Annotated in this window: 33 protein-coding genes; 2 read left to right on the plus strand and 31 right to left on the minus strand. The window is 59.2% G+C overall.

All coding sequences use genetic code 11. From position 1 onward, the window contains the following. Positions 1-52 precede the first annotated feature (52 nt). Entirely contained in the window at positions 53-1,246 is a 1,194-nt protein-coding gene (locus EGJ68_RS16060; RefSeq protein ID WP_123035562.1) for an MFS transporter, read from the minus strand. A gap of 181 nt (positions 1,247-1,427) precedes the next feature. On the opposite strand from EGJ68_RS16060, the gene uvrA reads away from it, so the two are divergent. Further along, positions 1,428-4,313, plus strand: coding sequence for an excinuclease ABC subunit UvrA (uvrA, locus tag EGJ68_RS16065; RefSeq protein WP_123035563.1), 2,886 nt, complete (start codon positions 1,428-1,430; stop codon positions 4,311-4,313). Between the two features lie 371 nt (positions 4,314-4,684). Here the strand turns inward: uvrA and rplQ are convergent, their stop codons facing one another. From rplQ to EGJ68_RS16215, 30 genes are all read right to left on the minus strand, one after another. Next, positions 4,685-5,074 (minus strand): 50S ribosomal protein L17, encoded by a 390-nt coding sequence (gene rplQ / locus EGJ68_RS16070; protein ID WP_027950917.1) that lies wholly within the window; start codon positions 5,072-5,074, stop codon positions 4,685-4,687. A gap of 58 nt (positions 5,075-5,132) precedes the next feature. Further along, positions 5,133-6,137 (minus strand): DNA-directed RNA polymerase subunit alpha, encoded by a 1,005-nt coding sequence (locus tag EGJ68_RS16075; protein ID WP_027950918.1) that lies wholly within the window; start codon positions 6,135-6,137, stop codon positions 5,133-5,135. A 38-nt stretch (positions 6,138-6,175) separates the two neighbouring features. Further along, positions 6,176-6,796: a 30S ribosomal protein S4 gene (rpsD, locus tag EGJ68_RS16080; RefSeq protein ID WP_027950919.1), complete on the minus strand. Its 621-nt coding sequence runs from the start codon at positions 6,794-6,796 to the stop codon at positions 6,176-6,178. 33 nt (positions 6,797-6,829) lie between these two features. Further along, positions 6,830-7,222 carry a 30S ribosomal protein S11 gene (gene rpsK, locus EGJ68_RS16085; protein WP_027950920.1) on the minus strand — a complete coding sequence of 131 codons (393 nt, stop codon included), beginning with the start codon at positions 7,220-7,222 and terminating at the stop codon, positions 6,830-6,832. Positions 7,223-7,297: 75 nt separating this feature from the next. Then, positions 7,298-7,654, minus strand: coding sequence for a 30S ribosomal protein S13 (gene rpsM / locus EGJ68_RS16090; RefSeq protein WP_123035564.1), 357 nt, complete (start codon positions 7,652-7,654; stop codon positions 7,298-7,300). A 149-nt stretch (positions 7,655-7,803) separates the two neighbouring features. Beyond that, complete coding sequence (rpmJ, locus tag EGJ68_RS16095; RefSeq protein WP_084639065.1) at positions 7,804-7,920, minus strand: 50S ribosomal protein L36; 117 nt, start codon at positions 7,918-7,920, stop codon at positions 7,804-7,806. A 31-nt stretch (positions 7,921-7,951) separates the two neighbouring features. Next, a complete protein-coding gene (secY, locus tag EGJ68_RS16100; protein ID WP_027950922.1) occupies positions 7,952-9,274 on the minus strand; it encodes a preprotein translocase subunit SecY in 1,323 nt (440 codons plus the stop codon). Continuing rightward, complete coding sequence (gene rplO, locus EGJ68_RS16105; RefSeq protein WP_027950923.1) at positions 9,275-9,709, minus strand: 50S ribosomal protein L15; 435 nt, start codon at positions 9,707-9,709, stop codon at positions 9,275-9,277. A 15-nt stretch (positions 9,710-9,724) separates the two neighbouring features. After that, the gene (gene rpmD, locus EGJ68_RS16110) at positions 9,725-9,907 is read right to left on the minus strand and encodes a 50S ribosomal protein L30 (RefSeq protein WP_027950924.1); all 183 of its coding nucleotides are present in this window, start codon (positions 9,905-9,907) and stop codon (positions 9,725-9,727) included. An 18-nt stretch (positions 9,908-9,925) separates the two neighbouring features. Beyond that, positions 9,926-10,438, minus strand: coding sequence for a 30S ribosomal protein S5 (rpsE, locus tag EGJ68_RS16115; RefSeq protein ID WP_027950925.1), 513 nt, complete (start codon positions 10,436-10,438; stop codon positions 9,926-9,928). 9 nt (positions 10,439-10,447) lie between these two features. Then, positions 10,448-10,798: a 50S ribosomal protein L18 gene (gene rplR, locus EGJ68_RS16120; RefSeq protein ID WP_123035565.1), complete on the minus strand. Its 351-nt coding sequence runs from the start codon at positions 10,796-10,798 to the stop codon at positions 10,448-10,450. Between the two features lie 10 nt (positions 10,799-10,808). Next, positions 10,809-11,336 (minus strand): 50S ribosomal protein L6, encoded by a 528-nt coding sequence (gene rplF, locus EGJ68_RS16125; RefSeq protein WP_027950927.1) that lies wholly within the window; start codon positions 11,334-11,336, stop codon positions 10,809-10,811. A gap of 24 nt (positions 11,337-11,360) precedes the next feature. Then, positions 11,361-11,756 carry a 30S ribosomal protein S8 gene (gene rpsH, locus EGJ68_RS16130; protein ID WP_123035566.1) on the minus strand — a complete coding sequence of 132 codons (396 nt, stop codon included), beginning with the start codon at positions 11,754-11,756 and terminating at the stop codon, positions 11,361-11,363. 15 nt (positions 11,757-11,771) lie between these two features. Further along, positions 11,772-12,077: a 30S ribosomal protein S14 gene (rpsN, locus tag EGJ68_RS16135; protein ID WP_027950929.1), complete on the minus strand. Its 306-nt coding sequence runs from the start codon at positions 12,075-12,077 to the stop codon at positions 11,772-11,774. A 10-nt stretch (positions 12,078-12,087) separates the two neighbouring features. Further along, the gene (gene rplE / locus EGJ68_RS16140; RefSeq protein ID WP_123035567.1) at positions 12,088-12,627 is read right to left on the minus strand and encodes a 50S ribosomal protein L5; all 540 of its coding nucleotides are present in this window, start codon (positions 12,625-12,627) and stop codon (positions 12,088-12,090) included. A gap of 23 nt (positions 12,628-12,650) precedes the next feature. Next, complete coding sequence (rplX, locus tag EGJ68_RS16145; protein ID WP_123035568.1) at positions 12,651-12,965, minus strand: 50S ribosomal protein L24; 315 nt, start codon at positions 12,963-12,965, stop codon at positions 12,651-12,653. A 26-nt stretch (positions 12,966-12,991) separates the two neighbouring features. Next, positions 12,992-13,360, minus strand: coding sequence for a 50S ribosomal protein L14 (rplN, locus tag EGJ68_RS16150; protein ID WP_027950932.1), 369 nt, complete (start codon positions 13,358-13,360; stop codon positions 12,992-12,994). Between the two features lie 40 nt (positions 13,361-13,400). Further along, positions 13,401-13,667, minus strand: a complete 267-nt coding sequence (gene rpsQ, locus EGJ68_RS16155) for a 30S ribosomal protein S17 (protein ID WP_027950933.1) — start codon at positions 13,665-13,667, stop codon at positions 13,401-13,403. Between the two features lie 2 nt (positions 13,668-13,669). Then, positions 13,670-13,861 (minus strand): 50S ribosomal protein L29, encoded by a 192-nt coding sequence (gene rpmC / locus EGJ68_RS16160; protein ID WP_027950934.1) that lies wholly within the window; start codon positions 13,859-13,861, stop codon positions 13,670-13,672. Then, positions 13,861-14,274 (minus strand): 50S ribosomal protein L16, encoded by a 414-nt coding sequence (rplP, locus tag EGJ68_RS16165; RefSeq protein WP_027950935.1) that lies wholly within the window; start codon positions 14,272-14,274, stop codon positions 13,861-13,863. Before rplP ends, rpmC begins: the two co-directional genes overlap by 1 nt. A gap of 11 nt (positions 14,275-14,285) precedes the next feature. After that, positions 14,286-14,957 carry a 30S ribosomal protein S3 gene (gene rpsC, locus EGJ68_RS16170; protein ID WP_123035569.1) on the minus strand — a complete coding sequence of 224 codons (672 nt, stop codon included), beginning with the start codon at positions 14,955-14,957 and terminating at the stop codon, positions 14,286-14,288. A gap of 17 nt (positions 14,958-14,974) precedes the next feature. Beyond that, on the minus strand, positions 14,975-15,313 hold the full coding sequence (rplV, locus tag EGJ68_RS16175) for a 50S ribosomal protein L22 (protein WP_027950937.1): 339 nt from the start codon (positions 15,311-15,313) through the stop codon (positions 14,975-14,977). A 28-nt stretch (positions 15,314-15,341) separates the two neighbouring features. Then, a complete protein-coding gene (rpsS, locus tag EGJ68_RS16180; RefSeq protein ID WP_027950938.1) occupies positions 15,342-15,617 on the minus strand; it encodes a 30S ribosomal protein S19 in 276 nt (91 codons plus the stop codon). A 38-nt stretch (positions 15,618-15,655) separates the two neighbouring features. Then, positions 15,656-16,483: a 50S ribosomal protein L2 gene (rplB, locus tag EGJ68_RS16185; RefSeq protein ID WP_027950939.1), complete on the minus strand. Its 828-nt coding sequence runs from the start codon at positions 16,481-16,483 to the stop codon at positions 15,656-15,658. A 14-nt stretch (positions 16,484-16,497) separates the two neighbouring features. Further along, the gene (rplW, locus tag EGJ68_RS16190) at positions 16,498-16,794 is read right to left on the minus strand and encodes a 50S ribosomal protein L23 (protein WP_027950940.1); all 297 of its coding nucleotides are present in this window, start codon (positions 16,792-16,794) and stop codon (positions 16,498-16,500) included. Continuing rightward, on the minus strand, positions 16,791-17,408 hold the full coding sequence (gene rplD / locus EGJ68_RS16195) for a 50S ribosomal protein L4 (protein ID WP_123035570.1): 618 nt from the start codon (positions 17,406-17,408) through the stop codon (positions 16,791-16,793). Before rplD ends, rplW begins: the two co-directional genes overlap by 4 nt. Before the next feature lie 18 nt (positions 17,409-17,426). Next, entirely contained in the window at positions 17,427-18,062 is a 636-nt protein-coding gene (gene rplC / locus EGJ68_RS16200; RefSeq protein ID WP_123035571.1) for a 50S ribosomal protein L3, read from the minus strand. A gap of 122 nt (positions 18,063-18,184) precedes the next feature. Then, positions 18,185-18,496 (minus strand): 30S ribosomal protein S10, encoded by a 312-nt coding sequence (gene rpsJ / locus EGJ68_RS16205; protein WP_027950943.1) that lies wholly within the window; start codon positions 18,494-18,496, stop codon positions 18,185-18,187. A gap of 133 nt (positions 18,497-18,629) precedes the next feature. Next, positions 18,630-18,944: a TraR/DksA family transcriptional regulator gene (locus EGJ68_RS16210; RefSeq protein ID WP_123035602.1), complete on the minus strand. Its 315-nt coding sequence runs from the start codon at positions 18,942-18,944 to the stop codon at positions 18,630-18,632. Between the two features lie 10 nt (positions 18,945-18,954). Beyond that, on the minus strand, positions 18,955-19,197 hold the full coding sequence (locus EGJ68_RS16215) for a YdcH family protein (protein ID WP_123035572.1): 243 nt from the start codon (positions 19,195-19,197) through the stop codon (positions 18,955-18,957). A gap of 193 nt (positions 19,198-19,390) precedes the next feature. On the opposite strand from EGJ68_RS16215, the gene EGJ68_RS16220 reads away from it, so the two are divergent. Next, positions 19,391-19,792: an NINE protein gene (locus EGJ68_RS16220; RefSeq protein ID WP_123035573.1), complete on the plus strand. Its 402-nt coding sequence runs from the start codon at positions 19,391-19,393 to the stop codon at positions 19,790-19,792. Positions 19,793-19,880 lie beyond the last annotated feature (88 nt).

Genomic DNA, 19,880 nt, shown 5'->3' on the forward strand with positions numbered 1-19,880 from the left:
ACCCATCAGTTGGAACCACACCGGGCGGTGGGCATACCCCGATGGAGACCCGTCAGGGGGCCGCTTCAGGCAGGCCGGCATGCTCCGGCCGGGGCGCAGGCAGGGCGACGAGCATCCACACGGCAACCACCGCCAGGCAGAGCTCCGTGATTCCCACGATGCCATAATGCTGCAGTACCCAGCCACCGGCCGCGCCGCCGGCAAATATACCCAGGAACTGCGCGGTGGAGAAAATACCCAGAGCCGTACCCTTGGCCTCCGGCGCCACCGCCTTGCTAACCATGGAAGGCAGCACCGCTTCCATATAATTGAAGCCTACGAAAAACAGCCACAGGGCCATGCAGAACAGCCAGGGACTTGTCGCCAGGCCGAGTAGCGCGAGCGCCACCATCAACACTGCGATGGCTATCAGGAACACCAGATGGTGTCGTCCTCCGCGCTCGGCCACGCGCATTAACGGCAGGATACCCAGCACCGATAGCAGGACGGCCGGCAGATAGACCTGCCAGTGATCCTCCCGACCAACGCCGACCACCGACTCCAGCGCACCGGGCACAATCTGGAAGCTCGCCATCAGCACGAAGTGCAGGGCAAAAATGCCGACGTCAAGGCGCAGCAGGGCCCGGTTGCGCAGGCTCACCCGCAGCAGACGTGGCCGCGCGCCGACGTCGGCGTGGACGATCCCGCTGCGGGGCGGATCGGGCACTTGCCACAGCACCACCACAATGCCCACCAGCGCCAGCGCGGCGGTCACGCCGAACACCGCTTCCAGGCCACCAAACCCGGCAAGCAGCGGGCCCAGCACCAGCGCCAGCGCAAACGCCAGCCCGATACTGGCGCCCACCACAGCCATGGCCTTGGTGCGCTGTTCTTGCGACGTGAGGTCCGCCACCAGGGCCATGACGCTGCTGGCAATGGCACCTGCGCCCTGCAGCGCACGGCCAAGAATGATGCCCTGGATGCTGTCGGCCATGGCCGCCACCACACTGCCGGCGGCAAATACCAGCAGGCCACCCACAATCACGGGCTTGCGACCAATGCGGTCCGACAACCAGCCGAAGGGGATCTGCAGGCAGGCCTGCGTCAGCCCGTAGGCGCCCAGCGCAACGCCGATCAGCGCCGGGGTAGACCCGGCAACGTCCACGGCATACAGCGCGAGCAAGGGCAGCACCATGAACAGGCCGAGCATGCGTACGTTATACAGCAGGGCCAGCGACGCCACGGAACGCCGCTCAACGGCCGACATAGGGTTCTTGGTAATCACAACAGGGCAGGCACTATGCAAAAGTGCGTTATGGTAACAGCTTCCCCTTCCCCGTGGCATCCACCCCGCGAGCAACTGCGTAACAGCTCTGTATACTTTTGCCTCGACGCAACAACACCACCTATACTGTCGGGTTCGACCGACAGCCCCTGACCGGAGACACATGGACACTATTCACGTCCGCGGTGCGCGCACCCACAATCTGAAGAACATCGACCTCGATATCCCGCGCGACAAGCTGGTAGTGATCACCGGCCTCTCGGGTTCGGGCAAGTCATCGCTGGCTTTCGACACGCTGTACGCCGAGGGGCAACGTCGCTACGTGGAGTCCCTGTCCACCTATGCGCGCCAGTTTCTGTCGATGATGGAAAAACCCGATATGGACCATATCGAAGGCCTTTCTCCGGCCATTTCCATCGAGCAGAAGTCCACCTCCCACAACCCCCGCTCCACCGTGGGCACCATTACCGAGATCTATGACTATCTGCGCCTGCTCTATGCGCGGGTCGGCGAGCCGCGCTGTCCCGAGCACGGCGAAAGCCTGCAGGCACAGACCGTGAGTCAAATGGTGGATTCGGTACTGGCCATGCCGGAAGGCAGCAAGCTGATGTTGCTGGCGCCGGTGGTGCGGGCGCGCAAGGGCGAACACCTGCATGTCTTCGAGGAACTGCGCGCCGCCGGCTTCGTGCGCGCCCGCGTCGATGGCATCATCACCGAGCTTGATGACCTTCCGGACCTCGACAAGAAGCGCAAGCACGACATCGAGGTTGTGGTGGATCGATTCAAGGTTCGCGCTGACCTCAGCCTGCGTCTCGCGGAATCGTTCGAAACAGCACTGGGACTGACCGATGGCCTGGCCACTATCAGCCCGATGGAAGGCGGCGGTGAGGACATCATGTTTTCAGCGCGTTTCGCCTGCCCCGTGTGCGGTCACAGCATCGATGAGTTGGAGCCCCGACTGTTCTCCTTCAACAACCCCGCTGGCGCCTGTTCCAGCTGCGACGGCCTGGGGGTGAAACAGTTTTTCGATGCGGCGCGGGTGGTACTGCACCCGGAAGCCAGCCTGGCGGAGGGTGCCATTCGCGGCTGGGACCGGCGCAATGTCTATTACTTCCACATGCTGACCAGCCTGGCGAACCACTACGGCTTCTCCATCGACACCCCGTTCATGAAGCTCAAGAAGGCGCAGCAGCAAGCCATCCTCCACGGCAGTGGCGAGGAAGAGGTCAGCTTCTCCTACATGAATGACCGCGGGGACGTGTACAAGCGCAAGCATCCCTTCGAGGGCATACTGCCCAATATGGAACGACGCTACCGCGACACCGAGTCACAGTCGGTGCGCGAAGAGCTGTTCAAGTTCATGTCCACCCAGCCTTGCCCGGACTGTGGTGGCACGCGCCTGTGCCAGGATGCCCGCCACGTATTTGTGGATGATCGCAACCTGCCAAGCATCGCCGAGATGCCGGTTGGCGAGGCAGAGCTGTACTTCGGCGGCCTTGATCTGCCCGGGCGCAAGGGTGAAATCGCCAGCAAGATCCTCAAGGAATTGCGCGCACGCTACCGCTTCCTGGTGGATGTGGGCCTCAACTACCTCACGCTCAGCCGCAGCGCAGAAACACTGTCCGGCGGCGAGGCACAGCGCATCCGTCTGGCCTCGCAGATTGGGGCCGGGCTGGTCGGCGTTATGTACATTCTGGATGAGCCCTCAATCGGCCTGCACCAGCGCGACAACGAGCGACTGCTGGGCACCCTCACGCACCTGCGCGACCTCGGCAATACGGTGCTGGTGGTGGAACACGACGAGGACGCCATTCGCAGCGCCGATCATATTATCGACATCGGGCCGGGCGCCGGGGTGCACGGTGGGCGCATCGTCGCCCAGGGCAAACTCGCTGATATCGTCGCCAATGAGGACTCGCTGACGGGCGCCTACCTGTCGGGCAAGCGCGAGATCGCCGTACCGGCGGCGCGCACCGCGGTTGACCCGAAGAGAATGCTGAAACTGTCAGGGGCCAGGGGCAACAATCTGCAAAACGTTACGCTGGAGCTGCCCCTGGGCCTGTTGACCTGCGTTACCGGCGTGTCCGGCTCGGGTAAATCAACGCTGGTCAACAATACGCTGTACCCGCTGGCGGCAACTGAGCTCAATGGCGCGACAACCCTCACTCCGGCCCCTCATACCGCTATCGCCGGGATGCAGCACATCGACAAGTGCATCGACATCGACCAGAGCCCGATTGGTCGTACACCCCGCTCTAACCCCGCCACCTACACAGGCATCTTCACGCCGGTACGTGAGTTGTTCTCGGGCACCCAGGAGGCACGCTCGCGGGGTTACAAGCCGGGCCGTTTCAGCTTCAATGTGAAGGGTGGACGCTGCGAAGCCTGTCAGGGTGATGGTGTCACCAAAGTGGAGATGCACTTCTTGCCGGATATCTACGTGCCCTGTGATGTGTGCAAGGGCAAGCGCTACAACCGCGAAACGCTGGAGGTGCGCTACAAGGGCAGAAACATCCACGAGGTGCTGGAGATGACGGTGGAAGACGCACTGGCGTTCTTCGAGCCGGTGCCGAGCATCGCCCGCAAGCTGCAGACGCTGATGGATGTGGGGCTGTCTTATATCCGCTTGGGGCAGGCGGCTACAACCCTGTCCGGGGGTGAGGCGCAACGGGTGAAGCTGTCGCGGGAGCTGTCCAAGCGCGATACCGGGAAAACGCTGTACATACTCGATGAGCCCACCACCGGGCTGCATTTCGAGGACATTCGCCAGCTGCTGGAGGTGCTGCACCGCCTGCGTGATCACGGCAATACGGTGGTGATTATCGAGCACAATCTGGATGTGATCAAAACGGCAGACTGGCTGGTGGATCTGGGACCGGAGGGCGGCTCGGGGGGCGGTCAGATTATCGCGACGGGTACGCCGGAAGAAGTCGCGGAAGCGCCCGGCTCCTATACCGGGATGTTCCTCAAGCCGCTGTTGAAGCGTGCGGCTGGCGGACGCAGCAAGCAGGGGGCTGTGCGGAAGGGGAAGAAGAAGGCGGCTGCTTAGGCTGCAACAGCCCGATGGTGAGGGCACCCCGTAGCATTGCACCGGCCACTGCGGACACGCCGTGAAAGGCTCGCCGGCGGTATTGGCTGTTGGTGCGCGCGCCCCATAGCGTCACCCCGGCCACCGCGGACACGCCGTGAACCCATCCATGGGGGCTCGGCGGCGGCCGTCCTGGCCGCCGACGGTCCGCGGTGGCCGGGGTGATGCTAAGGTGCTTGTCGTATTGGGGTGGTTGGCTGCGACGACTGGGACTGGGCGTGGGAGTGCCTGGGCGTGAGCTCGGGCTGTGGTGGGCGCGAGCTTGTGTTCCTATCGCGCCGAATTGCGGGCACAAAAAAGCCGGGCATTGCCCGGCTTTTTAATGCGAGGCTTTATGCCTCTTCGCTTGCTACGTCATCCGAAGCGGGGCGATCGACCAGCTCGACGTAGGCCATGGGGGCCTTGTCGCCGGCACGGTAGCCGCACTTCATGATGCGAATGTAACCGCCCGGGCGCGCCTGGTAGCGCGGGCCGAGTTCGGCAAACAGTTTGCCAACGGCAGCCTTGTCGCGCATGCGATCGAAGGCGAGGCGGCGATTCGCCACGCTGTCGCTCTTGGCCAGGGTGATCAGCGGCTCAGCGTAGCTGCGCAGCTCTTTCGCCTTGGGCAAGGTGGTTTTGATCAACTCGTGCTCTACCAGAGACACGGTCATGTTCCGGAACATGGCCTTGCGGTGGGAGGCATTCCGGTTCAACTGACGTCCGCTATGACGGTGACGCATTTTTCCTTTCCTATACTCTCTGTGCTATCTCAGCACTGCCAACTGGTAACTCGTGTGTTTAGATGCTCAACACCCGGTCGTCGTTTCGGAGGCTGGCCGGTGGCCAGTTGTCCAGGCGCATACCCAGCGACAAGCCGCGAGACGCCAGTACATCCTTGATTTCTGTCAGTGACTTCTTGCCCAGGTTCGGGGTTTTCAGCAGCTCCACTTCGGTGCGCTGAACGAGGTCGCCGATGTAGTAAATATTCTCTGCCTTCAGGCAGTTGGCCGAACGTACGGTCAGCTCGAGGTCGTCGACCGGGCGCAGCAGGATCGGGTCGACTTCGTCTTCCTCGATCACGGACTCGCTCTGGCTTTCGCTTTCCAGGTCAACGAACACCGCGAGCTGTTGCTGCAGGATTGTTGCCGCGCGACGAATGGCTTCCTCGGGATCGATGGTGCCGTTGGTCTCGAGGTCCAGCACCAGTTTGTCGAGGTCGGTGCGCTGCTCTACACGCGCTGCCTCTACAACGTAGGCTACGCGGTTGATCGGCGAAAATGTCGCGTCGAGGTGCAGGCGGCCAATGGCGCGTGTTTCCTCTTCCGGATTTTCCCGGGAATCTGCCGGCGAGTAACCACGGCCACGCGCTACAGTCAGCTTCATGCTGATGTCTGAGCTGCCATTGAGATGGCAAATCACGTGATCCGGATTGCGGATCTCGATGTCGTGGTCAACCTGAATGTCACCCGCTGTCACTACACCGGGGCCTTTACGGCTCAGGGTCAGCTCGGCTTCTTCCTTGCCGTTCATGACCAGGGCAACACCCTTGAGGTTCAACAGGATCTCGATGACATCTTCCTGCACGCCTTCGATTGCGCTGTACTCATGCTCAACACCATCGATTTCCACTTCGGTGATGGCGCAGCCGGGCATGGAAGACAGCAGTATGCGACGCAGGGCGTTGCCGAGCGTGTGGCCAAAGCCCCGCTCCAGCGGCTCCAGGGTGACCTGCGCGCGAGTACTCGTCTTCTCTTCGACGTTGATGACCCGCGGAGTCAAAAATTCGTTTACTGCTGTCTGCATTCTGGCACCTGTATGAGTAGGTTAGTCCTAAGTCCGGATTACTTGGAGTACAGTTCCACGATCAGGTTTTCGTTGATCTCGGAAGACAGGTCCTGACGCTCAGGCGCTGACTTGAATACTCCTTCCAGCTTATCGCTATTGAAATCGATCCACTCGGAATCCCCACGCTGGGCGGCTAGCGCCAGCGCGGACTGCACACGCAGCTGCTTCTTGGCTTTTTCGCGCAGGGACACGATATCCCCTGCCTTCACCTGGTAGGACGCCACGTTGACCACTGCGCCGTTGACCAGAATGCCCTTGTGAGACACCAGCTGCCGCGCTTCGGCACGCGTGGAACCAAAACCCATGCGGTAGACGACGTTGTCGAGACGGCTTTCCAGCAACTGCAGCAGGTTTTCGCCCGTCGCGCCTTTAAGGCGTGCGGCTTCCTTGTAGTAATTGCGGAATTGCTTCTCCAGAATGCCGTAGATACGGCGTACTTTCTGCTTTTCACGCAGCTGTACGCCGTAGTCAGACAGACGGCCGCGGCGCGCGCCGTGCTGCCCCGGGGCGGATTCGGGTTTGCACTTACTTTCGAGTGCACGCACGCCGCTCTTGAGGAACAGGTCTGTTCCCTCCCGGCGGGCCAGCTTGCACTTGGGTCCAATGTATCGAGCCATGTCAGTTGTTCCTGCTAAGCGCTTGTCTTGATATTAGACGCGACGTTTCTTGGGCGGACGGCAGCCATTGTGCGGAATCGGCGTCACGTCAGTGATGTTGGTGATTTTGTAACCACAGGCATTGAGAGCGCGTACGGCGGACTCGCGACCTGGGCCGGGGCCTTTCACCTGAACATCAAGGTTCTTCAGCCCGTATTCCTTGGCAGCCTCTCCAGCGCGCTCGGCGGCGACCTGGGCCGCGAAGGGCGTGCTTTTGCGTGAACCGCGGAAACCGGAACCACCAGACGTCGCCCAGCTCAGGGTGTTGCCCTGGCGGTCGGTGATGGTGATGATCGTGTTGTTGAACGATGCGTGCACGTGTGCAATGCCGTCCACCACGGTCTTGGTTATCTTCTTGCGAGTGGTCTTGCCACCTGGCTTGGCCATACTGTTTTTCCTGCTTTAATATCGACACTGCACCCGGTGCAGCTACACTAAAAAGGATTCGCGGGTACGAGTCCCTTACTTGCGAATCGGCTTGCGCGGACCTTTACGGGTACGTGCATTGGTCTTGGTGCGCTGACCGCGCAGCGGCAAGCTGCGGCGGTGACGCAGGCCACGGTTGCAGCCCAGATCCATCAAACGTTTGATGTTCATGGACACTTCCCGGCGCAGGTCACCCTCAACCGTCATCTCGCCGACTTTGGTGCGCAGTGCATCCATTTGTCCTTCGTCGAGCTCACCAATCTTCGCGTCCTCGGCAACACCGGCCTCGACGCACAGGCGGCGTGCCTGTGTACGACCCACGCCAAAAATGTAGGTCAGGGCGATAACAGTGTGCTTGTTATCAGGTATGTTGACGCCGGCAATACGAGCCATCCAACTTTCTCCAAATACTCAAATCGTCGCTTTGCACTGGGCAGAAACACCTGACCCCTCAATCGGCAAGATTGAGGGTGTGTGGCGCGAAAGGCGCAGCATTCTAGCGATATGTTTACTAAAAATCAACACTCAGTAACCGGGGCCGATCAGCCCTGGCGCTGCTTGTGACGCGGATCGGTATTGCAGATAACGCGGACGACGCCCTTACGACGAACGACCTTGCAATTCCTGCAGACCTTCTTTACTGATGCACGTACTTTCATTTCACTTCTCTCCAATGACCGGCCAGCACTATCAGCGGCCGGAAGCACCATAGTTGTTCAGCTTCGCTTTCTTCATCACCGAGTCATACTGGTGAGACATCAGGTGACTCTGCACCTGTGCCATGAAATCCATCACCACCACGACCACGATCAGCAGCGAGGTACCACCCAGATAGAACGGCACATTCCACATCACCACCAGGAACTGGGGCATCAGGCACACCAGCGCGATGTAGGCGGAGCCAAATACCGTCAACCGGGTCAACACGCCATCAATGTAGTTCGCTGTCTGTTGACCGGGGCGAATACCGGGGACGAATGCGCCGGACCGCTTGAGATTGTCAGCCACTTCCTGCGGGTTGAACATCAACGCCGTATAGAAGAAGCAGAAGAACACCACAAATGCCGTAAACAGCAGGATATTCAGGGGCTGCCCCGGACCAATCGCCAGAGCCAGATCCTGCAGCCAGTCCGCCGAGCCACTGGAACCGAACCACTGGGCAATAGAAGCCGGGAACAGCAGGATGCTGCTGGCGAAAATAGCCGGTATCACGCCCGCCATATTCACTTTCAACGGCAGGTGCGAGCTCTGCGCCTGCATCATCTTGCGGCCCTGCTGCCGCTTGGCGTAGTTGACGGTAATACGCCGTTGGCCCCGCTCGATAAACACAATCATGTAGATGACGGCGATCGCCAGCGTCAGGATGAACAGCAGAACAAGAATGTTCAATTCGCCCTGGCGCGCCTGCTCCAGCGACTGACCAATCGCAGCCGGCAGACCTGCGACAATACCGGCAAAAATCAGCAGCGATATGCCGTTGCCCACGCCCTTTTCCGTGATCTGCTCACCCAACCACATCATGAACACGGCGCCGGTAACCAGCGACGTGATCGCTATCACGTAGAAAACGACCGACACGTCATACGACATGCCCTGGTTGGCCATACCCACGGTCATGCCCGTGGCCTGAATAATCGCGAGCACCACAGTCAGGTAGCGGGTGTACTGGCTGATCTTCCGCCGCCCGGACTCACCTTCTTTCTTCAGCGCCTCCAGCTGCGGAGTCACGGCGGACATCAGCTGCATGATAATCGACGCGGAAATATACGGCATGATACCCAGCGCGAGGATACTCATCCGCTCCAGTGCACCACCCGAGAACATGTTCGCCAGACCAAGAATGGTGCCCTGATTCTGATTGAACAAGGCTGCCAGCTGGGCAGGGTCTATTCCCGGAACCGGTATGTGCGTACCGATCCGGTAAACAATAATGGCCAACAATACAAAACGAAGGCGAGCAAAAAGCTCGCCCAGTCCTGCTTTGTTCGACCCTGGCAGCTGACCTGTCGCCATTTATTCCTCGACCTTCCCGCCGGCTTGCTCGATCGCCGCTCGCGCGCCTTTGGTAACCACAAGGCCCTTGACGGTAACAGGCTTGCTGACTTCACCTGACAAGAACACACGCACGCGCAGCACGTCTTGACGGATAACATCAGCCGCCTTCAGCGCATCGATATCGACCACATCGCCGTCCACGGCATTCAGTTCACCCAGACGCACCTGTGCAGTAGTACGCGACACACGTGACGTAAAGCCATACTTGGGAAGGCGCTTCTGCAGCGGCATCTGGCCGCCTTCGAAACCCGGGCGCACTTTGCCACCGGAGCGGGATTTTTGCCCCTTGTGACCGCGGCCTGCAGTCTTGCCCAGGCCACTCCCGATACCACGGCCAACGCGCTTGCCTTCTTTGCGCGCGCCGGGGTTCGGCCCCAGGTTGTTCAGTCGCATAACGTCTGACATGATTTACTCCTCGATCCGAACCATATAGTTCACTTTATTGATCATGCCGCGAACAGAGGGGGTATCTTCCACCTCAACGGTATGACCAATTCGGCGCAGACCCAGGCCCGCGATACAGGCGCGGTGGTTCTTCAACCGACCGTGGACGCTTTTGGTCTGCGTCACTTTGATAGTAGCTTTAGCCATGACTCGCCAACCCAATAATTAATTCAGAATTTCTTCGACGGTTTTGCCACGCTTCGCCGCCACGTCATCCGGGGAACACATGTCGCGCAGGCCATTGAAGGTTGCACGTACCACGTTGACCGGGTTGGTGGAGCCATAGCACTTGGCCAGCACGTTGTGTACGCCGGCAATTTCCAGCACAGCACGCATTGCACCACCCGCGATAACGCCGGTACCTTCGGAGGCCGGCTGCATGTACACCTTGGATGCACCGTGGCTGGCTTTTACCGGGTACTGAATTGTGCCCTGGCTCAATTCGACCTGGATCATGTTGCGACGAGCGGCTTCCATCGCCTTCTGGATCGCAACAGGCACTTCGCGCGCCTTGCCGCGGCCGAAGCCGACCTTGCCGTTGCCATCGCCCACAACCGTCAATGCGGTAAAGCTGAAGATACGGCCACCCTTGACCACTTTGGCAACACGGTTGACCTGTACCAGTTTTTCCTGGAGGTCGCCGTCCTGCTGCTGCTTCTTCTGATCGTTAAACGCCATAACCTTACCCTAGAATTCCAGTCCACTTTCACGGGCAGCGTCGGCAAGCGCCTTGACACGTCCGTGGTACTTGTAGCCTGCGCGGTCAAACGCAACCTTCTCGATTCCGGCGGCCTTGGCGCGTTCCGCGACCAGCTTGCCTACAGCGGCGGCAGCCTCCTGGTTGCCGGTGCTGCCGGCGCGCAGGCTGCTGTCCAGCGTCGACGCGCTGGCCAGAACCCGATCACCTGCGGGCGCGAGAACCTGGGCGTAGATGTGCCGTGGCGTACGGTGCACGCTGAGACGGTTGACGCCCTGCTCACGCATACGGTTGCGAGCGCGACGTGCGCGACGCAGCCTTGAATCATTCTTTGCACTCATCTCAACCTACCTACTTCTTCTTGGCTTCTTTACGCCGCACGTTCTCGTTGGCGTAGCGAATACCCTTGCCCTTGTAAGGCTCTGGCGGACGGAAGCTGCGAATCTCGGCAGCCGCCTGGCCTACAGCCTGCTTGTCGATACCCTTGACCACGACTTCGGTCTGGGTTGGCGTTTCGGCGCTCACGCCTTCTGGCAGCTGGTAATCCACCGGGTGCGACAGGCCCACGGTGAGGTTCACCGACTTGCCGTCCGCCTTGGCGCGATAACCTACGCCGTTGAGAACCAGTTTCTTTTCCCAGCCAGCACTGACGCCGACCACCATGTTGTTCAGCAGCGCGCGTGTGGTGCCGGCCAGCGCCTTGAACTTGTCACCGTCATAGGCGATGTTGAGCGCACCGTCCTCTTCGTTGATGGCAATACCCAGGCCCAGTTCGAGTGCCAGCGTACCTTTGCCACCTTTGACGGTCACATCGCGACCGCTCTGGGTCACGGTGACCCCCTGCGGCAGCTGTACCGGATTTTTTGCGACTCTAGACATGTTGAATGCCCTTCTTCAGTAATTCTAGAAAACGGTGCAGAGCACTTCGCCACCAACACCAGCAGCTCGCGCTGCGCGGTCGGTCATCACGCCCTTGGAGGTAGACACAATTGCCACTCCCAAACCGTTGCGAATAGTCGGCAGTTCGCCCTTGGCTGCGTAGCTACGCAGGCCAGGACGGCTAACGCGGTCGATCTCGGCGATAACGGGCTTGCCTTGGTAGTACTTCAGCTCAATGCTGAGGCGCGGCTTGCCCGACTCGGCGGAGGCCGCAAAGTCGTTGATGTAACCTTCGTGCTTGAGCACCTCGGCAACAGCGGCCTTGAGCTTGGAACCGGGCATTTCTACACGGGCCTTGCCAGCCATCTGGGCGTTACGGATGCGGGTCAGCATATCTGACAGCGGATCTTGCATACTCATGATCGAATCTCTCCGTTACCAGCTGGCTTTAACCAGACCCGGTACATCGCCGCGCATCGCTGCTTCACGCAGCTTGTTGCGGCACAGGCCAAATTTACGATAGACACCGTGAGGACGGCCGGTCAGCTGGCAACGACGCTGCTTGCGTACCGGGCTGGCATCGCGGGGGAGCTTTTGCAGCGCAATCTGCGCGTCCCACTTGGCGTCATCGGATGCGTTCTGATCGTTCAGGACAGCCTTCAGCGCGGCACGCTTGCCGGCATACTTGACCACCATCTGCGCGCGCTTCTTCTCACGTGCGATCATCGATTTTTTAGCCATTACTTGCCTCTTAACCTTTCAGGGGGAAGTTGAAAGCGCGCATGAGAGCGCGACCTTCATCATCCGTACGAGCCGTGGTGGTGATGGTGATGTCCATACCGCGCAGCGTATCCACCTGGTCGTACTCGATTTCCGGGAAAATAATCTGCTCGCTGACACCCATGGCAAAGTTGCCGCGGCCGTCGAACGACTTCGGGCTGACACCACGGAAGTCACGGATACGCGGGATCGCAATCGTGATCAGGCGCTCCAGGAACTCGTACATGCGGTCCGAACGCAGCGTCACCTTGCAACCGATCGGCCAGCCATCACGAATCTTGAAGCCGGCGATGGAGCGCCGGGCCAATGTAATGACAGGCTTCTGGCCGGAAATCTTCTCCATGTCGGCGACGGCATTTTCCAGCACTTTCTTGTCGCCCACCGCCTCGCCAACACCCATGTTCAGAGTGATTTTGGTGATGCGCGGGATCTCCATCACATTACTCAAACCCAGCTCTTCGCGCAGCTGAGGAGCGATCTCGCTCTTGTACTTTTCTTTCAACGTTGCCATGTCTTTTACCCTTGACCCCCTACTCAGGCGTCAATCGCCTCGCCACTGGATTTGAAGATACGCACTTTGCTATCCCCATCAACTTTGTAACCGACCCGGTCGGCCTTGCTGGTCGACGGGTTGTAAATTGCCACGTTAGACACCTGGATCGGCGCTTCGCGCTCGACAATGCCTCCGGCAACACCCATTTGCGGGTTGGGCCGTGTGTGCTTTTTCACCATGTTGATGCCGGAGACAACCACGCGATTGTCAGTGAGCACCTTGCGAACCTTGCCGCGCTTACCCTTGTCCTTGCCGGCCAGGATAATCACTTCGTCATCGCGCTTGATCTTGGACATTACGGTTTCCTCTCCTCCTGGCCGAATCAGATAACTTCCGGAGCCAGAGAAATAATCTTCATAAACTTCTCGCCACGCAGCTCACGAGTCACGGGGCCAAAAATACGGGTGCCGATCGGCGCCTGCTGGTTGTTCAGCAGCACAGCGGCGTTGTCGTCAAACTTGATCAGCGAGCCATCAGGGCGACGCACACCTTTACGGGTACGCACCACAACCGCCGTCATGACCTGGCCCTTCTTGACCTTGCCGCGCGGAATCGCTTCCTTCACGGTGACCTTGATGAGGTCGCCGACGCGCGCGTAGCGACGCTTGGAGCCACCCAGCACCTTGATGCACATCACCCGACGAGCACCGCTGTTGTCAGCGACTTCCAAATACGACTCTGTCTGAATCATCTCTTACTCCAAACTGCGGCCGGGCCGCAAAAAACAGCGCTTATACCTGTTGGGCGTTTACCACGACTTCGAGCAACTTCCAGGTCTTGCTCTTGGAAATGGGCCGGGACTCAGTCACTTTCACGGTGTCACCAATGCTGCAGACGTTGTTCTCGTCGTGCGCGTGGATCTTGGATGAGCGCGTGATGTACTTGCCGTACACCGGGTGCTTGACGCGACGCTCAATCAGGACCGTGATGGTCTTGTCCATTTTGTTGCTGACAACCTTGCCAGTTGCCGTCCGTATACGCTTCTCTGCACCAGACATGTTCAGTTACCCGCCTTTTCGTTCAGCAAAGTCTTGACGCGTGCGATGTCGCGCTGGTTCTGCTGCAGCAGATGCGTCTGCCCCAGCTGACCAGTGGACTTCTGCATGCGCAGCTTGAACTGCTCTTCACGCAGGGTGAGCAGCTGCTTGTTGAGGTCCTCTGGGGACTTGTCACGCAATTCGCTAGCTTTCATCACATCACCGACCGTTTAACAAATGTAGTGGCTACCGGAATCTTCGCGGCGGCCAGGGCAAACGCTTCCCGCGCCAGCTCCTCGGAAACACCCTGCACTTCGTACAGAACCTTGCCGGGCTGAATCTGGGCTACCCAGTATTCAACGTTACCCTTACCTTTACCCTGACGAACTTCCAGCGGCTTGCCGGTAATCGGCTTGTCGGGGAAGACCCGGATCCAGATTTTCCCGCCACGCTTGATATGGCGGGTCATCGCACGACGGGCGGCTTCGATCTGGCGCGCCGTGATGCGGCCGCGACCCGTTGCCTTGAGGCCGAACTCGCCAAAGCTGACCTTGCTGCCGCGCTCTGCCAGGCCGCGGTTGCGGCCCTTCATCATCTTGCGGAATTTAGTACGCTTAGGTTGAAGCATCTGCGTAACCCTTAATTAGTTGCTGTCTTCTTGGCGCTGTCGGAATGGTTCTCCGTGCCAATCACTTCACCCTTGAAGATCCACACCTTCACGCCGATGATGCCGTACGTGGTAGATGCCTCGTAGGTTGCATAGTCGATGTCTGCGCGCAGTGTGTGCAGCGGCACACGACCTTCGCGATACCATTCGCTACGCGCAATCTCGGCGCCACCCAGACGGCCACCCACCTGGATCTTGATGCCCTCGGCGCCCTGGCGCATCGCGTTCTGTACCACGCGCTTCATGGCACGACGGAACATCACACGCCGCTCCAGCTGCTGCGCAACGTTCTGCGCAACCAGCTTCGCATCCAGATCGGGCTTGCGGATTTCTTCGATGTTGATGTGCACGGGCACACCCATCTTGTCCGCGAGCGTCTTGCGCAGGCCGTCAACGTCCTCACCTTTCTTGCCAATCACAATACCCGGGCGGGCGGTGTGAATGGTGATACGTGCCGTTTGCGCGGGGCGCTCGATTACAACGCGGCTCACGGAAGCGTGCTCCAGCGTTTTCTCGATGTACTTGCGTACTTCAAGATCGGTAATCAGCGTCTTCGCATAGTTTTTGCTATCTGCATACCAGATCGAGTTGTGATCTTTGACGATACCTAAACGTATGCCGACCGGATGTACTTTCTGACCCATGTGGTCTTCTCCTGAACTTAGCCTTGGCCGTCTGCAACTTTCACTGTGATATGACAGGAACGCTTGAATATGCGATCCGCACGACCCTTGGCACGTGGCCGCAGACGCTTCATGGTCATACCTTCGTCGACAAAGATGCTGGACACTTTAAGCTCATCCACATCCGCGCCTTCATTGTTCTCAGCATTGGCAATCGCAGAGTCGAGTATTTTCTTGACGATCTGAGCTGCCTTTTTGGTGCTGAATTCGAGCAGGCTCAGCGCCTCCTCGACAGGCTTGCCGCGCACCTGGTCTGCAACCAGGCGGGCCTTCTGGGCCGAGATCCGCGCACCTTTCAGTCTTGCTGCAACTTCCATTTTCCTAAACCTCGCTATAGACCAGCGCTTAGCGCTTCGCCTTCTTGTCCACAATGTGCCCTTTGAAAGTGCGTGTTACCGCAAACTCTCCAAGCTTGTGACCAACCATGTCTTCATTGATCAAAACCGGCACATGCTGACGGCCATTGTGGATGGCGATTGTCAGACCAACCATATCCGGCGATATCATGGAACGGCGCGACCAGGTCTTGATCGGGCGACGGTCGTTGCTTTCAATCGCTGCTTCAACTTTCTTCATCAAGTGAAGGTCGATAAAGGGACCTTTTTTCAGTGAACGCGGCACAGTGTCTTCCTCTAATCTCTTGGCTCTATCGACCGAACTTATTTCTTGCCACGACGGCGCACAATGAGGCCGTCAGTGCGTTTGTTCGAGCGCGTCTTGTAGCCCTTGGTCGGGGTACCCCACGGGCTGACCGGGTGCCGGCCACCTGAAGTGCGGCCTTCACCACCACCATGCGGGTGATCAACCGGGTTCATCGCCACACCGCGCACGGTCGGGCGCACACCGCGCCAACGAGCAGCACCGGCCTTGCCGAGCTTGCGCAGGCTGTGCTCGGAGTTCGACACCTCGCCAATAGTGGCGCGGCAGTCGGAAAGCACCTTGCGCATTTCGCCCGAGCGCAGACGCAGCGTTGCGTATTGCCCTTCGCGAGCGACCAGCTGCACCGAAGCACCTGCAGAGCGCGCCACCTGGGCACCTTTGCCGGGCTTCAGCTCAACCGCGTGGATAACTGAACCCACAGGAATGTTGCGCAACGGCAGGCAGTTACCAATCTTGATAGACGCTGCGGAGCCGGACTGCAGAACGTCACCCGCCTTCACGCCCTTGGGCGCGATGATGTAACGACGCTCACCGTCTGCGAACAACAGCAGGGCGATATTCGCCGTGCGGTTGGGATCGTACTCAAGGCGCTCAACCTTGGCCGGGATACCGTCCTTGGAACGCTTGAAATCGATGATACGGTAGTGCTGCTTGTGGCCACCGCCAACGTGACGCACGGTAATGCGACCGTTGTTGTTGCGACCGCCGCGACGGCTCTGCTTTTCCAGCAGGGGAGCGTGAGGCGCACCTTTGTGCAGGCCCTCGCTCACCACGCGGACGACGTGACGCCGTCCTGGCGATGTCGGTTTACTTGTTAAAACTGCCATCTCGCACCTACTCCTTATTCAGCCACGGCAAAGTCGATGTCCTGACCCTGCTCCAGACGAACATATGCCTTCTTCCAGGTCGGCCGCGCGCTCAAGCCATACTTGTTACGCTTGACCTTGCCCTTGACCTTGAGAGTCTGCACGGCATCGACCTTGACCTTGAACAGCTGCTCGACCGACTTCTTGATTTCGGCCTTGGTTGCATTCACAGCTACCTTGAAAACGTACTGGTTATTGGCGTCCGCCAGCACCGCAGCCTTCTCGGACACGTGTGGCGCTACCAATACCTGGAAAATCCGCTCCTGGTTCATGCGAGCATCTCCTCAATCTTCTTCACGGCATCCACAGTGACCATCACCTTGTCGTAGGCGATCAGGCTCACCGGGTCAACACCGTCCACATCGCGCACATCAACCTTGTGCAGGTTGCGCGCCGCGAGGTACAGGTTCTCGCCCAGCTCCGCGGTGACGATCAACACGTTGTCCAGACCGTATTCACCCAACTGCTTGACCAGCAACTTGGTCTTCGGCGCCTCAATATCCATGCTCTCGACCACCAACAGACGATCCTGGCGAGCCAGCTCCGACATGATGGAACACATGGCTGCGCGGTACATCTTGCGGTTCACTTTCTGCGAGTGATCCTGCGGGCGCGCGGCAAACGTAACGCCACCGGTGCGCCAGATCGGCGAACGGATGGTGCCAGCGCGGGCGCGACCGGTACCCTTCTGGCGCCACGGCTTCTTGCCACCGCCACTGACTTCGGAACGCGTCTTCTGGGCACGAGTGCCCTGGCGCGCGCCAGCCAGATAAGCAGTAACCACCTGGTGCACGAGATCTTCGTTGTATTCGCGGGCAAAGGCGACATCAGACACTGAAACCGTGCCCGCTGCGGCGTTACCTGGCTTGACTACACTCAATTCCACGTTAGAGACCCCCTAACCTTAAGCCTTGACCGCGGGACGCACGATAACGTCTCCGCCGGGTGCACCGGGGACAGCGCCCTTGATGAGAAGCAGGTTCCGCTCCGCATCAACACGCACGATCTCCAGACCCTGGGTGGTCACCGTTTCAGCGCCCATGTGACCGGACATCTTCTTGCCCTTGAACACACGACCAGGCGTCTGGCACTGACCAATTGAACCCGGGGCACGGTGCGACAGCGAGTTGCCGTGCGTCGCGTCCTGCATGGAGAAGTTCCAGCGCTTGATCACGCCCTGAAAACCCTTGCCCTTGGATTTGCCGGCCACATCCACTTTCTGGCCAGCAGCAAAATGTGCAACCGTCAGCTCGGAACCGACCGCAGGAGCCTCATCGCTTTCCGCAAGGCGGAACTCCCAGAGACCCGTGCCGGCTTCCACACCCGCCTTGGCGAAGTGACCCGCTGCTGATTTACTCACTTTCGAGGCCTTGCGGTTACCCGCCGTGACCTGGATCGCACGATAGCCATCGCTATCGAGCTCTTTGATCTGAGTAACGCGGTTTGGAGAAACCTCCACTACGGTTACTGGTATGGATGCGCCGTCCTCGGTAAAAACACGAGTCATACCGGACTTACGGCCGACTAAGCCAATAGTCATCTTGCTAACCTCTCAGTGTACGGGGCTTACCCTCTATGGCCGCCCCGCCTTGCTTTAAAGAACCGGGCGTTACACACCCGCAAGCCAAATGGCCTACGGGCAGGTCTTGCTACGAATTTTCGTTAACCAAGACTGATCTGTACTTCTACACCTGCTGCCAGGTCCAGTTTCATCAGGGCGTCTACCGTTTTCTCGGTAGGCTCCACGATGTCCAGCAGACGCTTGTGGGTACGAATTTCGTACTGGTCACGAGCGTCTTTGTTCACGTGCGGGGAAACCAGCACGGTGTACTTCTCTTTGCGAGTCGGGAGCGGGATCGGCCCCTTGACCTGCGCGCCGGTACGGCGAGCGGTTTCCACGATTTCCTGGGTAGACGTGTCTATCAGGCGATGGTCGAAAGCCTTGAGGCGAATACGAATGCGTTGGTTCTGCACCAGACCTAACTCCAATCAATAAAAAACCAGGGGTCCGCAATGGAGCCCCCCGAAAAAGGAACGCGAATTCTAAAGACCACCCCGCGAACTGTCAAGCAGGGTGCGGGATTATTTTAGGGGTGAGGGCGCCGCTTTAATCTGCACAATTCACACAATGGGCGGCCGTTGGCAGTGCCTCCAGCCGCGCTGCACCAATGGCCTCGCCGCAGCGCGCGCACTGGCCGTAGGTGCCGGCATCCAGACGACCAAGCGCCGCGCGGGTGTCGGCAATCGACTGCGTGGTTTCCAGGCCGATAGCGTCCTCGACCTCGTCATTTTCCCGCTCCTGGGCCTGCTCAGCCCAGTCTCCGGAATGGCTTCGGGTCACATCGCGCTTGATGCTGCCCAGACGATGCTCCAGCTCGGCAAGACTCGCCGTCAACCGGGCGCGGACTTCTGCATTACTCATGGGTGCCATGTTACACCGCAGCGTTGAGCATGCAATAGAGGGCGTCTTTCAAGTGTAAACGACGCATTTTGGCCTGCTCCTCGGTATGTGTCGCCACCGGCGTCACTTCGTTTTCCATATTTTCCACCTCCCTGGTCAGTTCGTGATATTCATCGAAGAGTTTGCGAAAATGTGCATCGTTCATCTTCAGGACGTGGATACGGTCGCGAAATTCGGGGAACTCGTGTACGAGGTCGTGATGCTCTACTGACATGGTGTCTCCTTCTTTATTAATGGCCCGGCCAAGATACGATTCCCAGCCGCCGGCGGCCTTTCAGCGTAGATCAAGCAGCGGTGCTCGCGCCATGATCCAGATCATGCCGAGGACACCCCTAAACCGACACCGGACCTTGACGTTAACCCGCGCAGCGGTAACGATGCCTACACCGGCTTCAGGAGACACGTACATGCGCAACGACAACGAAACCCATTCGGTAGTCATCGGCTACCTGCTGTGGATCTTTGGCTTTATTGGCGCCCACCGCTTCTACTATGGCCGCCAGATCACGGGGGTCATCTGGTTTTTCACCCTCGGCCTGTTCTTCATCGGCTGGATTATCGACCTGTTGCTCATACCAGGTATGGCACGAGATGCCGATCGGCGCTACGTAGAGGGTCCAACCGACTACAGCCTGGCCTGGATTCTACTCACTTTCCTCGGCATCTTCGGTGTGCACCGGTTCTACATGGGCAAGATCGTCACCGGCCTCCTTTACCTGTTCACGGTGGGGCTCTTCGGGCTTGGCATTCTGTACGATTTCCTGACCTTGAACAGCCAGATTTCGGAACGCAATCTGCAGCGTCAATAGGACAAGCCTGCAACGAAAAAGCCCGGCACAGGGCCGGGCTTTTTGTCTAGCGAGCGCCAGTTTACTCGATGATCTTGGCGACGACGCC

It is taken from the genome of Haliea alexandrii (genome assembly GCF_003719295.1).
GTDB lineage: Bacteria > Pseudomonadota > Gammaproteobacteria > Pseudomonadales > Halieaceae > Haliea > Haliea alexandrii.

Excerpts from the sequence above, each read along its gene's own strand:
- rpsC (WP_123035569.1), bottom strand. The coding sequence starts at position 14,957 with ATGGGTCAGAAAGTACATCCGGTCGGCATACGTTTAGGTATCGTCAAA.
- rplO (WP_027950923.1), bottom strand. The coding sequence starts at position 9,709 with ATGCGACTGAACAACCTGGGGCCGAACCCCGGCGCGCGCAAAGAAGGC.
- rplF (WP_027950927.1), bottom strand. The coding sequence starts at position 11,336 with ATGTCTAGAGTCGCAAAAAATCCGGTACAGCTGCCGCAGGGGGTCACC.
- secY (WP_027950922.1), bottom strand. The coding sequence starts at position 9,274 with ATGGCGACAGGTCAGCTGCCAGGGTCGAACAAAGCAGGACTGGGCGAG.
- rplR (WP_123035565.1), bottom strand. The coding sequence starts at position 10,798 with ATGAGTGCAAAGAATGATTCAAGGCTGCGTCGCGCACGTCGCGCTCGC.
- rpmC (WP_027950934.1), bottom strand. The coding sequence starts at position 13,861 with ATGAAAGCTAGCGAATTGCGTGACAAGTCCCCAGAGGACCTCAACAAG.
- rplB (WP_027950939.1), bottom strand. The coding sequence starts at position 16,483 with ATGGCAGTTTTAACAAGTAAACCGACATCGCCAGGACGGCGTCACGTC.
- rplN (WP_027950932.1), bottom strand. The coding sequence starts at position 13,360 with ATGATTCAGACAGAGTCGTATTTGGAAGTCGCTGACAACAGCGGTGCT.
- EGJ68_RS16220 (WP_123035573.1), top strand. The coding sequence starts at position 19,391 with ATGCGCAACGACAACGAAACCCATTCGGTAGTCATCGGCTACCTGCTG.
- rpsK (WP_027950920.1), bottom strand. The coding sequence starts at position 7,222 with ATGGCCAAGCCAGGTGGCAAGACCACTCGCAAGAAGATAACCAAGACC.
- rplE (WP_123035567.1), bottom strand. The coding sequence starts at position 12,627 with ATGGCAACGTTGAAAGAAAAGTACAAGAGCGAGATCGCTCCTCAGCTG.
- rpmD (WP_027950924.1), bottom strand. The coding sequence starts at position 9,907 with ATGGCTAAAGCTACTATCAAAGTGACGCAGACCAAAAGCGTCCACGGT.
- rpsD (WP_027950919.1), bottom strand. The coding sequence starts at position 6,796 with ATGGCTCGATACATTGGACCCAAGTGCAAGCTGGCCCGCCGGGAGGGA.
- EGJ68_RS16210 (WP_123035602.1), bottom strand. The coding sequence starts at position 18,944 with ATGAGTAATGCAGAAGTCCGCGCCCGGTTGACGGCGAGTCTTGCCGAG.
- rplP (WP_027950935.1), bottom strand. The coding sequence starts at position 14,274 with ATGCTTCAACCTAAGCGTACTAAATTCCGCAAGATGATGAAGGGCCGC.
- rpmJ (WP_084639065.1), bottom strand. The coding sequence starts at position 7,920 with ATGAAAGTACGTGCATCAGTAAAGAAGGTCTGCAGGAATTGCAAGGTC.
- rplX (WP_123035568.1), bottom strand. The coding sequence starts at position 12,965 with ATGTCCAAGATCAAGCGCGATGACGAAGTGATTATCCTGGCCGGCAAG.
- EGJ68_RS16215 (WP_123035572.1), bottom strand. The coding sequence starts at position 19,197 with ATGTCAGTAGAGCATCACGACCTCGTACACGAGTTCCCCGAATTTCGC.
- rplC (WP_123035571.1), bottom strand. The coding sequence starts at position 18,062 with ATGACTATTGGCTTAGTCGGCCGTAAGTCCGGTATGACTCGTGTTTTT.
- rpsH (WP_123035566.1), bottom strand. The coding sequence starts at position 11,756 with ATGAGTATGCAAGATCCGCTGTCAGATATGCTGACCCGCATCCGTAAC.
- rpsQ (WP_027950933.1), bottom strand. The coding sequence starts at position 13,667 with ATGTCTGGTGCAGAGAAGCGTATACGGACGGCAACTGGCAAGGTTGTC.
- rplQ (WP_027950917.1), bottom strand. The coding sequence starts at position 5,074 with ATGCGTCACCGTCATAGCGGACGTCAGTTGAACCGGAATGCCTCCCAC.
- EGJ68_RS16060 (WP_123035562.1), bottom strand. The coding sequence starts at position 1,246 with ATGTCGGCCGTTGAGCGGCGTTCCGTGGCGTCGCTGGCCCTGCTGTAT.
- rpsE (WP_027950925.1), bottom strand. The coding sequence starts at position 10,438 with ATGGCGTTTAACGATCAGAAGAAGCAGCAGCAGGACGGCGACCTCCAG.
- rpsM (WP_123035564.1), bottom strand. The coding sequence starts at position 7,654 with ATGGCTCGTATTGCCGGCGTCAACATACCTGATAACAAGCACACTGTT.
- EGJ68_RS16075 (WP_027950918.1), bottom strand. The coding sequence starts at position 6,137 with ATGCAGACAGCAGTAAACGAATTTTTGACTCCGCGGGTCATCAACGTC.
- rplV (WP_027950937.1), bottom strand. The coding sequence starts at position 15,313 with ATGGAAGTTGCAGCAAGACTGAAAGGTGCGCGGATCTCGGCCCAGAAG.
- rpsN (WP_027950929.1), bottom strand. The coding sequence starts at position 12,077 with ATGGCTAAAAAATCGATGATCGCACGTGAGAAGAAGCGCGCGCAGATG.
- uvrA (WP_123035563.1), top strand. The coding sequence starts at position 1,428 with ATGGACACTATTCACGTCCGCGGTGCGCGCACCCACAATCTGAAGAAC.
- rplW (WP_027950940.1), bottom strand. The coding sequence starts at position 16,794 with ATGAACCAGGAGCGGATTTTCCAGGTATTGGTAGCGCCACACGTGTCC.